Origin of the sequence: Caballeronia jiangsuensis (genome assembly GCF_046030135.1) — a bacterium.
GTDB classification, from domain to species: domain Bacteria; phylum Pseudomonadota; class Gammaproteobacteria; order Burkholderiales; family Burkholderiaceae; genus Caballeronia; species Caballeronia jiangsuensis.
The window spans coordinates 44,483-58,795 of record NZ_JAQQDB010000039.1 but is presented as its reverse complement, the minus strand read 5'-3'; the positions used below and the strand labels follow the sequence as shown (position 1 = coordinate 58,795).

General features: G+C 67.0%; 13 protein-coding genes. All 13 read right to left on the bottom strand.

The window, feature by feature from the left end:
- Positions 1-15: 15 nt before the first annotated feature.
- The 13 genes from PQR08_RS30580 to PQR08_RS30520 are packed head-to-tail and all read right to left on the bottom strand — an operon-like array spanning position 16 to position 14,311.
- Positions 16-1,251 (bottom strand): beta-ketoacyl-[acyl-carrier-protein] synthase family protein, encoded by a 1,236-nt coding sequence (locus PQR08_RS30580; protein WP_250487214.1) that lies wholly within the window; start codon positions 1,249-1,251, stop codon positions 16-18.
- On the bottom strand, positions 1,248-2,474 hold the full coding sequence (locus tag PQR08_RS30575; RefSeq protein ID WP_250487213.1) for a beta-ketoacyl-ACP synthase: 1,227 nt from the start codon (positions 2,472-2,474) through the stop codon (positions 1,248-1,250). Before PQR08_RS30575 ends, PQR08_RS30580 begins: the two co-directional genes overlap by 4 nt.
- On the bottom strand, positions 2,474-3,199 hold the full coding sequence (locus PQR08_RS30570; protein WP_250487212.1) for a 3-ketoacyl-ACP reductase FabG2: 726 nt from the start codon (positions 3,197-3,199) through the stop codon (positions 2,474-2,476). Before PQR08_RS30570 ends, PQR08_RS30575 begins: the two co-directional genes overlap by 1 nt.
- Positions 3,196-3,678 (bottom strand): hotdog family protein, encoded by a 483-nt coding sequence (locus PQR08_RS30565; RefSeq protein ID WP_250487211.1) that lies wholly within the window; start codon positions 3,676-3,678, stop codon positions 3,196-3,198. Before PQR08_RS30565 ends, PQR08_RS30570 begins: the two co-directional genes overlap by 4 nt.
- Positions 3,679-3,698: 20 nt before the next feature.
- Entirely contained in the window at positions 3,699-4,883 is a 1,185-nt protein-coding gene (locus tag PQR08_RS30560; RefSeq protein WP_250487210.1) for a beta-ketoacyl-[acyl-carrier-protein] synthase family protein, read from the bottom strand.
- Positions 4,880-7,300 carry an MMPL family transporter gene (locus PQR08_RS30555; protein ID WP_408163385.1) on the bottom strand — a complete coding sequence of 807 codons (2,421 nt, stop codon included), beginning with the start codon at positions 7,298-7,300 and terminating at the stop codon, positions 4,880-4,882. The genes PQR08_RS30560 and PQR08_RS30555 overlap by 4 nt, the downstream gene beginning before the upstream one ends.
- Positions 7,297-7,932 (bottom strand): LolA family protein, encoded by a 636-nt coding sequence (locus PQR08_RS30550; protein ID WP_250487208.1) that lies wholly within the window; start codon positions 7,930-7,932, stop codon positions 7,297-7,299. Before PQR08_RS30550 ends, PQR08_RS30555 begins: the two co-directional genes overlap by 4 nt.
- Entirely contained in the window at positions 7,920-8,357 is a 438-nt protein-coding gene (locus PQR08_RS30545) for an acyl-CoA thioesterase (RefSeq protein ID WP_250487207.1), read from the bottom strand. The genes PQR08_RS30550 and PQR08_RS30545 overlap by 13 nt, the downstream gene beginning before the upstream one ends.
- Positions 8,350-9,942 carry an HAL/PAL/TAL family ammonia-lyase gene (locus PQR08_RS30540; protein ID WP_250487206.1) on the bottom strand — a complete coding sequence of 531 codons (1,593 nt, stop codon included), beginning with the start codon at positions 9,940-9,942 and terminating at the stop codon, positions 8,350-8,352. Before PQR08_RS30540 ends, PQR08_RS30545 begins: the two co-directional genes overlap by 8 nt.
- The gene (locus tag PQR08_RS30535) at positions 9,929-11,692 is read right to left on the bottom strand and encodes a glycosyltransferase family 2 protein (protein ID WP_250487205.1); all 1,764 of its coding nucleotides are present in this window, start codon (positions 11,690-11,692) and stop codon (positions 9,929-9,931) included. The genes PQR08_RS30540 and PQR08_RS30535 overlap by 14 nt, the downstream gene beginning before the upstream one ends.
- Positions 11,689-13,416 carry an ApeI family dehydratase gene (locus PQR08_RS30530; protein WP_250487204.1) on the bottom strand — a complete coding sequence of 576 codons (1,728 nt, stop codon included), beginning with the start codon at positions 13,414-13,416 and terminating at the stop codon, positions 11,689-11,691. Before PQR08_RS30530 ends, PQR08_RS30535 begins: the two co-directional genes overlap by 4 nt.
- Entirely contained in the window at positions 13,413-14,063 is a 651-nt protein-coding gene (locus tag PQR08_RS30525) for a COG4648 family protein (protein WP_250487203.1), read from the bottom strand. The genes PQR08_RS30530 and PQR08_RS30525 overlap by 4 nt, the downstream gene beginning before the upstream one ends.
- On the bottom strand, positions 14,060-14,311 hold the full coding sequence (locus PQR08_RS30520; protein WP_238211965.1) for an acyl carrier protein: 252 nt from the start codon (positions 14,309-14,311) through the stop codon (positions 14,060-14,062). Before PQR08_RS30520 ends, PQR08_RS30525 begins: the two co-directional genes overlap by 4 nt.
- Between the last annotated feature and the right edge of the window lie 2 nt (positions 14,312-14,313).

Sequence of the window (14,313 nt, the reverse complement as noted above, 5' to 3'; positions counted from 1 at the left end):
CACGAAGGGCACCGGTCAAACACTCCTGAAACTCAGGCCCGCGCAGCTTCCGCCGAAGCCGAACGACACCGACATCGCACGCGCGATATGCGCCTCGCGCGTGGACTGCACGAGCGGCATGCCGTGGACGAGCGGGTCCGGCGACTCGACCGTTCCCGTTCCCGCAATGAACCCGTCGCGCATCATGAGCAGCGTGTAGATCGCTTCGTGCGCGCCGCATGCGCCGATCGAATGCCCCGTCATGCCCTTGGTCGACGAGAACGGCGGCACCTTCGCGCGGAACACCTCGCGCAATGCGCGCAGTTCTTCGGCATCGCCGAGCGGCGTGGACGGCGCCTGAGTGTTGATGTACTCGGGCCATTCGTCGATATCGCGCGCATCGTCGAGCGTCATGCGCAATGCGCGCGCGATGCCGCCGCTGTGCGGCGTCACCATGCCCGTGCTGTCGGTACTCTCGCCGAACCCGGTCAGCTCGGCGTAGATGCGTGCGCCGCGCTCGAGCGCGTGATCCAGCGATTCGAGCACCAGCACGCCCGCGCCGGAGCCGATCACGAAGCCGTCGCGCGCGGTGTCGTAAGGGCGCGAAGCGCGCGCCGGCGTCTCGTTGAAGCCGCGCGACAGCGCGTGCATCGCGTCGAACATCAGCGTCATGTTGTCGTGCAACGCTTCGCTGCCGCCCGCGAGCACGACGTGTTGCCGTCCGGTGCGTATCAACTGCATCGCCTGTCCGATCGCGAGTGCGGATGTCGTGCACGCCGACGAAGGCGAGTACGCGACGCCCTCGATGCCGAAGGTCTGCGCGACGTTCGCCGAGGCCGTGCTGCTCATCGCGCGCGGCACCGTATAGGGCGGCGTTCTGTCGACGCCATGCGCGTGCGCCACGGCGAGCGCCACGTCGTACTCCGCCATTGCGCCGACGCCCGAACCGATCACGGCACCCGTCTTCGGCGAGCGCAGCATGGCTTCGTCGAGCCGCGCATCGTCGATAGCCTTCCTCGCCGCGTGGCACGCAAAACGTGCCGTGTCGCCCATGAAGCGCTCGAGCTTGCGGTCGAACGGCGGCTCGTCAGCGACGGACGCTACCGCCGCGACTTGGGAATGAAAGCCGCGCTCGCGCCACGCGTCGATACGCGTCACGCCGCTCCTGCCTTCGCGAAGGGCACGGCTCACCGCATCGAGCGAATTGCCGAGACACGAGACGATACCCATGCCCGTCACGACGACGCGCTGCATGACCCGCGCTGCGTTCATCGAACGTTCCGGAAAATCAGCGACGTATTGATGCCGCCGAACGCGAAGTTGTTGCTCATCACGTATTCGGCGTCGATAGCGCGCGCATCGCCGATGATGTAATCGAGCGGCGCGCACGCGGGATCGACCTCGGTGAGATTGAGTGTCGGCGCATACCAGTTGCGCTTCATCATCTCGATGGTCCACCACGCCTCGATCGCGCCGCACGCACCGAGCGTGTGGCCGATGTAGCTCTTGAGCGAACTGATCGGCATGCGCTCGCCGAAGGTCTGCGCGGTCGCCTGACTTTCCGCGACGTCGCCGCGATCCGTCGATGTGCCGTGCGCATTCACGTAGGCGATGGCCTGCGGGTCGAGCCGTGCATCATCGAGTGCAAGCTGCATCGCGCGCGCCATCGTGCTCGCGGTCGGTTGCGTGATATGCGCGCCGTCCGAGTTGCAGCTGAAGCCGACGATCTCCGCGTGAATCGTCGCGCCGCGCGCCTTCGCGTGTTCATACTCTTCGAGCACGAGCGTGGCTGCGCCCTCGCCGACCACGAGACCGTCGCGCTTCGCATCGAACGGGCGCGGCGTGAGCTGCGGCTCGTCATTGCGCGTGCTCGTCGCGTAGAGCGTGTCGAACACGGCGACGGCCGGCCCCGAGAGCTCTTCCGCGCCGCCCGCGAGCATCATCGTCTGCTTGCCTGTCGCGATGGCTTCGTACGCGAAGCCGATCGCCTGGCTGCCCGACGCGCACGCCGACGACGCCGGAATCACGCGTCCCTTCAGATCCCAGAACAGGCTCACGTTGACGGCGGTCGTGTGCGGCATCATCTGCACATAGCTGTTCGATGTGACCTCGGTCATCGAGCCGGTGTTGAGCATCGTGCCGAACGCGCGAATAGGCTCGACGGAACCCGACGACGATCCGTACGCCACGCCCATGCGTCCGTCGCCGATCGATGTGTCGCCGGCAAGCCCTGCATCCGCGAGTGCGAGTTCGCTCGCGCGCACGGCGTACATCGAGACGATGCCCATCGAACGCGTCTTCTTGCGCGGCCAGCCGGCGGGCTGTTCGAACGCGGGCAGCGGACACGCGAGACGCGTATGCAGCGCCTGAAAGAAGTCCCATTCGTCGATGCGGCGCACCGCGTTGCGGCCCGTCTTCAGCGCGGTCTCGACATCGCTCCAGCGATCGCCGAGCGCCGTGACGCCGCCCATGCCTGTAATGACGACTCGTTTCATCAGATCATCCCGCCGTTCACGCCGATCACCTGACGCGTCACATACGACGCCGCATCGGACATCAGGAAGCTGACGACCGCGGCCACTTCGCCCGGCTGACCGACGCGGTTCATCGGAATGGTCTTCAGCGCATGCTCGACGGGCGCGTTATCCAGCATGCCCGTCTCGATCAGCCCCGGCGCCACGCAGTTCACCGTGACGTTGCGCGACGCCAGCTCGACGGCGAGCGCCTTGGTCGCGCCGATCAGTCCGGCCTTCGCGGCGCTGTAGTTCACCTGCCCGCGATTGCCGATCACACCCGACACCGATGCGATCGTCACGATGCGGCCGCCCTGCTTCGCGCGGACCATCGGCATCGTCAGCGGATGGATCACGTTGTAGAACGCGTCGAGACCGGTTTCGATCACGACGTCCCAGTCTTCTTCCGTGAGCGCTGGGAACGCGGCGTCGCGCGTGACGCCGGCGCTGCACACGACGCCGTAGTAAGGGCCGTGCGCGGCGACATCGGTTTCGAGCTCCCCGCGGCACGCGGCGCGGTCGCGCACGTCGAACTGGATGACGCGCGCCGAACCGCCCTGTGCGGCGATGCCCGCGGTCACGGCTTCGGCTTCCGTGCGGCCCGTGCGGCAATGCACGGAAACAGCGAAGCCGTCTGCGGCAAGTTGATACGCAATGGCGCGGCCGATGCCGCGGCTTGCGCCCGTTACGAGAACTCGACGGTTCATGCGCTCACGCTCCCTTCGATGAACGTCTGAAAATCATGGGGTTGATATACCTTGATGATGGCCTCGGCATAACGTTCGCCGTTATGCCCGATCGTGCATTCGTACGCGCCGTGGCCCTCTTCGCCGCGCAGCACTTCGCGCACGCCGATGTCGAGTTGCGCATCACGCGCGAACGCGCTCACGTGCGCCTGATAGCTGCGCGAGCCGAGCAGCACGCCGGGGCGCGCCTGCTCGCCCGCGCGCATCGCGAGCAGCGAGATATGCGCCGCGATGCACTGCGCCATCAACTCGATGCCGATCCACGCGGGCATCGCGCCGTGCTCGTCCGCGTACCACGCGCCGGGGCGCACGCTCGCGCGGGCCGTCAGCGTTTCGTCGTCGCACGATGTCACCGCGTCGATCAGCAGCATCGTGCCGCGATGAGGAATGATCGATTCGATTGCTGGAAAGGTGCCGGTTAGCGCGTCGCTGAGGTACATGGTTTCGCCGTTCATCGTCGTCAGCCCGCCAGAATCAGGCTGACATTGCTGCCGCCGAATGCGAACGAATTGCTCATGACATGGCGCGCGCCCGCTGCGCGGGAAAGGTGGCGCTTCGTCTGCACGAGATCGAGCGCGGGCAACGCGGTGTCGGCTTCGCCGTCCCACGCATGCAGCGGCAACGGGACGTCGTCGCGTGCGAGCGTGAGCCATGCAAAGCCGAGTTCCGTCGCGCCCGCCGCGCCGAGCAGATGCCCGGTGAACGGCTTGGTGCCGCTCGCGGGCACGCCGTCCGGGAATACGCGTTCCATCAGACGCGCTTCCATTTCATCGTTCTTGCGCGTGGCGGTCGCGTGCATGTTCACATAGCCGATGTCGCCGGGCATCACGCCGGCATCCGCAAACGCCGCACGCAGCGCCATTTCGCCACCGACGCCTTGCGGATCGGGCGCCGATACATGATGCGCGTCGCTGGATTCGCCCACGCCGGCGAGACGCACGGCGCTTTCGTCGCGCGTCATCAGAAACACGGCCGCACCTTCGCCGATGTTGATCCCGTTGCGGTTGCGGCTCATCGGATTGGTGCGCACGGGGCTGACCGAATCGAGCGACGCGAAGCCCTGCACGGTCAGTTCGCATAACGTATCGATGCCGCCAACGATCAGCGCGTCGCACAGATTCAGTTGCAGCAGACGCCGCGCCGACGCGAATGCTTTCGCGCTCGACGTGCAGGCCGTCGAGATCGTGAACGCCGGGCCTTGCAGGTTCAGCGCGGCCGCCGCGAACGGCGCGGCCGTGCCGATCTCCATCTGCCGGTAGTCGAAGTGCGCCGGCAACGCACCCGTTTTCGTGCGATGCGCGAACGCTTCTTCCGCTGCACCGACGCCCGACGTGCTCGTGCCGAGCACCACGCCGATGCGCGCCGAGCCATAGCGTTCGCGAGCCGTTTCGATCTCCGGTCGAATCCGTTCGAGTGCCGCGAGCAGCAAGCGGTTGTTGCGGCAATCGAAGCGTTCGAGCGCGGCGGGCGGCGCGATATCGAGCGGCGCGAGCACACGGCCGACGAACGCATCGCCGTTTTTCATGGACACAGGTCCCATGCCGGGCGATTGCGATTCCGCGAGCGCGGACGCGATTGCAGCGGTCTCGTCGCCGAGTGCGTTGATCATGCCGAGCGCATGCAGATAAACAGGCGGCAGCGTCATGCGTGTTGTCTCCCTTCGTTTGGCATGGCGATGGGCGCGAGCAGCACCGCCACCAGAATGCCGAGCGTGAGCGTGACGCCGAAGCTCTTCAGCGCGGGCATGCCGCTCATGCCGAGCATGCCGAACGACAGTAGCGTCGTCGCCGCCGACAGCAGCACGCCGGTCCAGACCGCGCCGAGATCGGCGCCGTCGCGCAGGCATCCCTCGCGCAGGAACACCGCGTAATTCGCGCCGACGCCGAGCACCAGCATCAGCGCGAGGCAGTTGAACAGATTGAGCGGCACGCGCGCATAGCCGAACGCCGCGAGCGTCACGCCGACCGCCAGCAGCACGGGCAACGTCGTCGCGATACCGCCGCGCAGCCGATAGCGCGTCATCACCAGCACGAGCACGAGCAGCAGCGCGCCGGCGAGCCAGATGGCGCTATCGACGCGATATTCGCCGAACAGCTTCGACACGCTCGCGGCCTTGTCGACGAACACGACGCCTTCGGTCGCGCTCGCCGTTGCGATCAGCGCGTGCAGGTTCTGCGGCGTCACGCGGCGCGGCATCACGATGGCCGCGTAGCCGCGCTGACCGTTGGCATCGACGGCGCCGAGCCACAAATGAGAAAACGGCTTCGACCAGTTCGTCGCGAGCCAGCGCTCGACCGTCAGCGGTTGCGTTTGCGCTTGCGCGAACGAGTCGATCCACGCATCGGCGATGTCGTCACGGAAGCCCGCTTGCAGCAGCGTTGCGCGCAACGCGGCGGGATCGGCGAAGACATGTCGCGCGAGCAGTGCGCGGTCATCGGCCTGACGCCGCGCCGACGGCACGAACTGCGTGATCGAGCGCCATCCGTCCACCGACTGATCGCCCGAAAGCGCATCGAGTTTCGCGCCCAGCGCTTCGGCACGTTCCAGCACGACGTCCTGCGTCGCGCCCTGTACCACGAAAAACTGCGCGGTATTGTCGATGCCGACCGCGTCGCGCACCTGATTCTCCTGCGCGACGAGCGCCGGATCGCGCTGGATCAGCAAGTGGATATCGTCGTCGCTCCTGAGCAGCAGCCAGCCCGGCGCGCAAACGACGACCAGCGCGACGACGACGGCCCACGAACGCTTCCCGCCGATCGCACGCTGCCAGCGTTGCAGCAGCACGGCCGCGCGCGCAAAGAGACGCCGCTGAGTGGCCTTCGGCCCGTTCGACAACATCGCGGGCAGCAGCCACATGACCGACGCGAAGGCGACGCAGATACCCGTCATCGCGAAGCACGCGATCTGCTTGAGCGCGGGAAACGGCGCCCACGCGAGAATCGCATAGCCGAGCAGGCTCGTCGCGAGCGCCACGGAAAGCGCGGGCCGCACCGAACGCGCGCCTTCTTTCGCATCCCAGTTGCGCGGCGCGCCGAGATAGACGACGAAGTACTGAATCGAATAATCGACGGCCTCTCCGATCAGGCTTGCGCCGAACACGAGCGTCAGCAGATGCAGCTTGCCGAACACGGCCATCGTGACGGCCAGTGCGACAACGATGCCGAGCGCAGTCGACATGAATCCGAGCAGCAACAGACGCGGCGAGCGAAACACCCACAGCATCAGCAACGCGATGCCGCATGCGGACGCGATGCCGATCAGATGCACTTCGCGCTCCGACGCACGCCGCGCCGATTCCGCGTAGAACACGGCGCCCGCGCGCGCGACGGACGCATCGGGCCATGCGGCGTGCAACGACGTTTCCGCCTGCGCCGCCGCCGACAGCACCGCACGCTGCACGCGCGATTCGTAGGCGGAGCCGTTGAGCGTCGTGACGACGAGCACGCTCGTCGTGTCGCCGCGATGCGCGACGAGCATGTTGTCTTCGAGATCGAGGTTCGACGTCGCGAGCGGCAGGTCGGACAGCCAGTGTTCGAGCCACCCGAACGGATCGACGGCGAGCTGCGTTGCGAGTGGGCCGCGCACGGGATTGTAGATGCGCTGCATCAGCGCGTCGTGCAGCGATGCAGCGCTTTTTTTGGACGAGTGCGTGAGAGCATCGCGGTCGTCGCGTGTCAGCATGCCGAAGCGATACGGCGTGTAGAGCGCGCCGATCCGCCCGATATCGAATGGCGGCAGCTCCGCCGTCACCGACGCGAACGCGCCGCTCGCCTGCAGCGTCGCGCCGAGCCTTTTCGCGGCGGCCTTCGCGTGCTCCGCGTCGCGGCTCGACACGAGGAACACGGTGCGATCGCCGAGCGCGTTCGCGAGCTGATCGACGGCCTTTTCGGCGACGGGATTCGCTTCGGTCGCGGGCAGCAGTGCGAGCAGATTCGTCTCCAGCGGCGACGGCCCGCTGAAACGATGCACGCAATACAGCACCGCGACGAGCGCGAGCGCGATCCATGCGGCGCGGACGCGCCATAGCGACGTCGTCGTGCGAGGCCAGTGCGCCAGGCTCATGGCGCGCTCAACAAGGTACGTTCCGCGGAAGGCAGATCGTCGGCCGCTTCGCTCTTCGTGAACTCGATGCGCGTAGTATCGCCGTTCGCAAGATCGATCCGCAGGCTGCGCAGAAACGCGCCGCCCGTCATGTGCAGGCCGCGAATCGCCTGCGCGAGTTGCGGCTGGTTCGGCGTGAGGTCGAGCGTCCAGTCCGGTGCCGAGCCGTGCGCATCGACATCGAACTGCGAGTACAGCGCGGAGAGATCGCCGCCGAGCATCGCGCGCATCATCTTCGAGACCTGCGCCAGGCCGCGCATGCCTTGCGAGCTCTTCGTGCGGATAGGCTTGCCGTTCGCGTCGACTTCAGTGACGCCTGCATCGGTGATGACGAACGTCGCCGCATAAGGCGTTTCCACGCGCCAGATCACGCCGCGATCGCGCATGAACACTAGCGTGCCCGTGCTCACGAGCGGCTGCTTCATCGCGGAGAGCGTCTGCGTCTGCGTGAACTGTGCGCGCACGCCTTTCATCTGCGCGAGCCGCGATGTCACCTGCGCGACGAGCGCCTGATTGCCGGATGCAGCATGCAATGGCGCTGCCGTGCACAGCAACACAACAAGCAGCGCACGAAACATGCTCAACGCGCCCATACGCGCTCCAGCTTTTCGAACAAGACAGGCGGCGACACGAACTGCAATTCCTGCGTGGCCGCATCGACGGCGACCTGAATCGTATAGCCCTTGGTCAGACGCTGGCCGGTTTCGCAATCGACGATTTCATAGCCGATCTTCAGGCGGTTCTCGTATTCGAGCAGTTCCGTGCGCACTTCGATGCGCTGTCCGTAGGTCGCGGGCCGCACGTACTTCAGATGCGCCTCGACGACCGGCCACACATAGCCCGACGCCTGCATCTCGCGATAGTCGTAGTCGAACGCGCGCTGCAGCGTCGAGCGTCCCGCTTCGAAATACTTCAGATAGTGGCCGTGCCAGCACACGTTCATCGCATCGACATCGTGAAACGGCACTTCGATGATCGCGCTCGCCTTGAGCGTGCGAGCCTGCGCGACTTCAGCCATGACGCGGTTCCTTTGCATCGGCATCGACCAGAGCGCACGCCGCGATGCGCGCCGTCAACGCGCGCAGATCGCGCTCCAGCGCACGGTCTTCGGCGACGAACCGCGAAACCGATGCGATCGTCGTTGCGAACTCGCGCAGCGGCGCGGGCACGGGCGTTTCCGGATCGAGACGCAGACGCAGATTCAACGCCTGCACGGCGGCGAGCGTGTGCGCGGCCGCGACCTGCTCCGTCAGTTCGAGCACGCGCAGACAGTCGCGCGCGGCGATCGTGCCCATGCTGACCTTGTCCTGGTTGTGCGCTTCGGTCGAGCGCGAGAACACGCTCGCGGGCATCGTGTGCTTGAGCGCCTCGGCGGTCCACGCGGACGCCGAAATCTGCACGGCCTTGAAGCCGTGATTGATCGGCGCGCGCCCATGCGTTGCGCCGGTCAGATTGCGCGGCAGGCCGTTGTTGAACTTGTCGTCGACGATCAGCGCGAGCTGGCGATCCATCAAATCCGCGAGATTGGCGACGGCGGTCTTCAGTGCGTCCATCGCGAACGCGATATGGCCGCCGTAGAAGTTGCCGCCGTGCAGCACGCGCTCCTCGTCCGGATCGATCAGCGGGTTGTCGTTCGCGCTGTTGAGCTCGTTCTCGATGTCGCGGCGCATCCACGTGAGCGCGTCGGCCGCTACGCCGATCACGTGCGGCGCGCAACGGATCGAATAGCGATCCTGCAGACGATGCCCCGGCGTGTCGTTGCGGCCCGCGAGATCGGCGCGGATCCACGCGGCGGCTTCGGCCTGGCCGGCGTGCGGCTTGACTGTGAAGATCGTCGCGTCGAAGTGCGCGGCGCGGCCGTCGAGCGCAACCGTGGAGAGCGCCGTGAGACGCGCGGCAAGACGCGTCAGATGACGCGCGCGCGCGAACGCGAGGCATGCGAGGCCGGTCATCACGGCCGTGCCGTTCATCAGTGCGAGCCCTTCCTTCGGCGCGAGCGTGAGCGGCGTCACGCCGAGCGCGGACCACACGCCGGCGGCATCGCGCAAGGTACCGTCGAACATCACTTCGCGTTCACCGACCAAAGCCGCCGCCACATACGACAGCGGCGTCAGATCGCCGCTCGCGCCAACCGAGCCTTCCGACGGAATGCGCGGCAGCACGCGATGATTGATCAGGTCCGCGAGCCGTTCGAGCAGCACGAGACGCACGCCGGAAAACCCGTACGCCAGCGAATTCAGACGCGCGGCGATCACGGCGAGCGTCGCTTCGTCATCGAGATACGCGCCCATGCCGCAGCCGTGATAGCGCGTGAGTTGCAGCGGCAGCGCCTCGACGAGTTCCATCGGCACATCGACGACGCATGCATCGCCATAGCCGGTGTTCACGCCATACACGGTCTTGCCGGCCGCGAGATGGCGGCGCAGAAAGTCCGCGCCGCGCTCGATGCGCGCGCGCCAGCCGGCGTCGCCGTTCAGGGCCACGGGCGTGCGGCGCGTCGCGATCGATACGACCTCTTCGATCGTCAGATGCCGCCCGCCGAAGGTTACTGCGGACGCCGTGCGCGGCGCGCGCACGGCGTCGATCAGATCATGCTCGGACATCGTTTCCTCTGGGCGTGGAGCCTTCCGTCATCGTTTTGCCGGGGCGCGCCCAGAAATCGAAGAAATTGAACCATTGATAAGGAGCCTTGCGGCAATAGTGTTCGAGCCGCGACGCGTAGCGCTGCGCCCATGTCGCGATGTGCTGTGCGCGTTCACGTCGCGGCAATGCGATGCGTTCCGCGAACGGCTCGAAATACAGCCGATGGCGCGTGCCGCCTTCCGCGCCGCGCTCTTTCAGGCAGAAAAACAGATAGACGGGACAGCGGAGCGCGTGCGCGAGCACATACGGCCCTTGCGCGAACGGCGCTGTCGCACCGAGGAAGCGCGCGTCCGTCGTGCGGCCCGACTCGTGCGCGGGCACGCGATCGCCGACGATCACGAGCAATTCGCCCGCGTCGATGCGTTGCTTCATCATCATCGACGTCTCGGGACCGAAGTCGCTCACCTGCATGAGCCGGCTGGCGAAGTCGGCGTTGGCCGTCGACAACACGCTGTTGAAGCGCTTCGCGTGCTCCGTATAGATGACGGCCGTTACTTTTGCGCGGCCATTGCGCACCGCGAGCGCGCGCGTCATTTCGAGATTGCCGAGATGCGCGCCGATGACGAGCGCGCCACGCCCGCTCTCGACGAGCGCTTCGAACGCGGCGGAATCGTCGAATACGACGTCGTCTTCGGCGATCCGGCCCGACCACGCGGCGAACCGGTCCAGCCCCGACTGCGCGAACGCGAGCATCTGCCGATACGCGGAACGCCAGCCAGGACGCGGCGTGCCCTCGCCCGGAGCGGCGTGCTCCAGATGCGCGAAGTATCGATGCGATGCGGCGCGCGCATCGCGTCCCGTCAGCAGAAAATAGCCGACGACGGGATGCAGCCACAGCCCCGTGAAGCGCACGCCGAACAGACGGCAACTGAGCGCGAGCAGTGCCATGCCGAGCCGGCTGCCGCGCTCGGCGACGCGCCACCAGCCGCCCTCGGCGCGCGTGGCGGCGGAGGTCTTGCGCGGCATCGCTTTGTGCGCGAGGAGCATCGGCAGACGCAGCAGCATGCCGCACACGAGCCGCGTATGACTCGCGCTGATGCGCACGTTGTCCCACAGCACGTCGAAGTGCGACACGCCATCCGTCGCGTAGACGACGCGCGTCGGCACGGTACGGAACGCGAGACGCCGCCAGTACAGGCGCACCAGAATTTCGATGTCGAAGTCCATGCGCGTGCCGAGCCGCACGCTGTCGATGAGCGCGCAGACCGGATCGAGCGGATACAGGCGAAAGCCGCACATCGAATCGCGAATCGTGAAGGAGAGCGTCTCGATCCACACCCACACGTGCGTCAGGTAGCGGCCATAGAGGCGCGACTTCGGCACGCTTTCGTCGTAGACGGGACGCCCGAGAATCACCGCGCCGGGTTCGGCGCGCGCGGCTGAGAGAAAGCGCGGGACGTCGTTCGCGTCGTGCTGGCCGTCGGCATCGATCTGCAACGCGTGCGTATGGCCCGCGCGCCGCGCCGCCCGCAAACCCGCCATCACGGCCGCGCCCTTGCCGCCGTTGACGGGCAAGCGCAGCAGCGTCATCTGTTCGACGTACTGCCGGCCGAGCCGCGCGAGGACGGCTTGCGTGGCCTCGTCGCTGCCGTCGTCGACGACGAACATCGGCAGGCCGTGCACGGCGAGGCGCGCGACGGTGCCGCCGATCGCGTCCTTGTGGTTGTAGATCGGAATGACGATGCATGTCCGCAGGTTCGCATCGCTCATGCACGCTCCCGGTACACGACCACGCCCGACGAACAGTCGCGGCCATTCAGCCGATAGGCGAACTGCACGCGGCGGCGCGCCGCATCGTGCGCGAGCCGCAGATCGAGCAGCGCGCCGGGCGGCACGGGCGCCATGAACTTGAGACGATCGACGGATGCCGCGTCGCGCGTGCCCGCGATGTGCTCCGACGCGAGCCGGATCGCCCAGTCGACCTGCACGACGCCTGGCAGGATCGGCAGATTCGGGAAATGTCCGTCGAAGTGAACGAGCGTGGAAGGCACGCGCAACTCGTAGTGCAGATTGTCGCCGTCGCGCGTTTCGGAGAGCACTTCGAAGCCTTCGGCGCGCGTGCCGAACGACGCCGCGACCGTCGCGACGGGCAGCTTGCCGCGCGCATCGAACGGCAGTGCGATGCGAAAGCGCCAGCGGCGCGGCAAGAGAACGACGTCGAAATACGCGGCGAGATGACGGCGCAGCGCTTTCGCGAGCGCGACGCGGCCTTCGTTGCGCAACACTGCGCTGCCTGCATCGCTCAGCGCGACGACGGCGCCCACGCGCTCCCGCGACGCACCCGCGAGCGGCACGACGCACGCCTGCGTCACATACGGATGCAGCGCGAGCCGCGCTTCCATTTCCGGCAGCGACACGCGCTTGCCGTCGAGCTTGATCACGCGGTCGAGACGGCCTTGCAGGCTGAAGCGGCCGTCATCGTCGAAGGCAATCGCATCGTCGGTGCGATGCCAGTCGCCGTGGCCCAGATGCGGCGAGCGCACTTCGAGCGCGCCGTCGTCTGCGCGACGCACATCGACGCCGGAGAGCGGCTGCCACGCCGGCGTTACGTTCTGCCTGCGCCACGCGATGCCGCCGGTTTCCGTGCTGCCGTAGATTTCGACGGGCGCGTCGCCGAACACGCGCGCGTAGTCGTACGCGGCGTCCGCCGCGAGCGGCCCGCCCGACGAAAAGAACACGCGCGGCGCGGGCGTCAGTTCATCGAAACCGGTCAGCGCGGCCCAGCGCGCGAGTTGCGCCGGCGACGACACCATCACGGTCGCGCCGCAGCACGCGATGCGCAACTGCACTTGCCGCGGTTCGGCGCACAACGCGCGATCGAATGCGCGGCCCGCTGCGAGCGGCCACATCACGCGAAACAGCAGCCCGTAAATGTGCCGGTGTGCCACGCTCGCGAGCATCGTCGCATCGCCGATGAGCGCGCCCCATTCGCGTTCGAGCGTGCGCACTTCGGCATCGAACTGTGCAAGGGTCTTGTGGATCGGCTTCGGGCTACCGCTGCTGCCCGACGTGTAGAGCGTGAGCGGTGCGTGCGGGTCGATCGGCATCGGCATCGGCATCGGCATCGGCATCGGCGGCGCGGCGGCCCTGATCGATTCCGTCGCGGCCAGCGCGCGAATGTCGTCATCGGTCAGCATGGCGTCGTACGCGTGGGCGAGATCGGCGAGATAGCCGGGCGCCGAGCTCGCGGGAATTACCGGCTCCTTGCCGCACGCGAACAGCGCGAAGAGCGCGCAGGCGAAGTCGTACGGATCGTCGATGCACAGCGCGTAGCGGCGCGCCGACTGCTCGCGCAGCCACCACGCGAGGACCGCCACGCGCGTACGGAAAGCCGCGTGCGTGATGATCGCGTTCGCGCTTGCCGCGCGATCGTCGCGGCAGACGGGTCTCTGCGCATCGCTCGCCGCGCACAGCAAATCGTGCAGCGCGATCATGCCGCCTCCGCTCGCCGCGCGCGCGGCAGGATCACGAGATAGCGCCACACGATTTCACCCACGAGCAGCACACCGACGAGTCCATACGAGATCGCGCCGTTGTACAGCGACCATGCCTCGCGCTGCCAGTACAACGCCGTATAGAGCGCGAACAGGCCGTTCGCGGCGAAGAACACGCACCAGATTTGCGTGACGCGGTGCGTGTGACGCACGGCGGCGGCGCTCAGATCGGGCGTGCCGATGCGCGCGAATTTTTCGATCATCGACGGGCCGCGCACGAGCGTCGCACCGAACGCGATCAGCAAGCCGAGGTTCACGAGCGACGGATAGATATGCAACAGGCGTTCGCTATCGGTCCACACGATCGCGGCGGACGCGGCGCTCAGCATGAAGGCGACGATCCAGTCGACGCGCGTGAGCCTGCGCAGCGACACGCTGACGACACCCGTGCCAATGCAGCGCTGCAGCCAGATCAGCGCGAACAGCACGCAGCCGGCGTAGCGCGGCGCGTTCCAGAACCACGCGGCCAGGATCACGGCCGGATAGGCGAGCTTGAACGCGACGTTCAGCGCGAATCCGGCCCAGCCGCGCGCCTTTGCATCGGTGGCCTGCCCGCCTGGCGCGTGCGCGGTCTGCGGCTGCATCATTCCTGCTCGACGAGCAATGACTCGACGGCGGCGACCACGTCCGCGACCGTGCGCACCGACTTGAATTCTTCCGGCTTGATACGGCGGCCCGTCATTTCCTGCAGCTTGATCGCGAGATCGACGGCGTCGATGCTGTCCAGATCGAGCTCTTCGAACAGGGACGCCTCGGGCGTCACGCGCTCCGGCGCAATGCCGAAGTTCTCTTCGAAGATGGCGCGGATGCGCTCAAGGATTTCATTCTCGGTCACGG

What these genes read in the sequence shown, in the direction of transcription:
- PQR08_RS30580 (WP_250487214.1), bottom strand. Translation starts at nt 1,251, where the DNA reads ATGAACGCAGCGCGGGTCATGCAGCGCGTCGTCGTGACGGGCATGGGT.
- PQR08_RS30575 (WP_250487213.1), bottom strand. Translation starts at nt 2,474, where the DNA reads ATGAAACGAGTCGTCATTACAGGCATGGGCGGCGTCACGGCGCTCGGC.
- PQR08_RS30570 (WP_250487212.1), bottom strand. Translation starts at nt 3,199, where the DNA reads ATGAACCGTCGAGTTCTCGTAACGGGCGCAAGCCGCGGCATCGGCCGC.
- PQR08_RS30565 (WP_250487211.1), bottom strand. Translation starts at nt 3,678, where the DNA reads ATGTACCTCAGCGACGCGCTAACCGGCACCTTTCCAGCAATCGAATCG.
- PQR08_RS30560 (WP_250487210.1), bottom strand. Translation starts at nt 4,883, where the DNA reads ATGACGCTGCCGCCTGTTTATCTGCATGCGCTCGGCATGATCAACGCA.
- PQR08_RS30555 (WP_408163385.1), bottom strand. Translation starts at nt 7,300, where the DNA reads ATGAGCCTGGCGCACTGGCCTCGCACGACGACGTCGCTATGGCGCGTC.
- PQR08_RS30550 (WP_250487208.1), bottom strand. Translation starts at nt 7,932, where the DNA reads ATGGGCGCGTTGAGCATGTTTCGTGCGCTGCTTGTTGTGTTGCTGTGC.
- PQR08_RS30545 (WP_250487207.1), bottom strand. Translation starts at nt 8,357, where the DNA reads ATGGCTGAAGTCGCGCAGGCTCGCACGCTCAAGGCGAGCGCGATCATC.
- PQR08_RS30540 (WP_250487206.1), bottom strand. Translation starts at nt 9,942, where the DNA reads ATGTCCGAGCATGATCTGATCGACGCCGTGCGCGCGCCGCGCACGGCG.
- PQR08_RS30535 (WP_250487205.1), bottom strand. Translation starts at nt 11,692, where the DNA reads ATGAGCGATGCGAACCTGCGGACATGCATCGTCATTCCGATCTACAAC.
- PQR08_RS30530 (WP_250487204.1), bottom strand. Translation starts at nt 13,416, where the DNA reads ATGATCGCGCTGCACGATTTGCTGTGCGCGGCGAGCGATGCGCAGAGA.
- PQR08_RS30525 (WP_250487203.1), bottom strand. Translation starts at nt 14,063, where the DNA reads ATGATGCAGCCGCAGACCGCGCACGCGCCAGGCGGGCAGGCCACCGAT.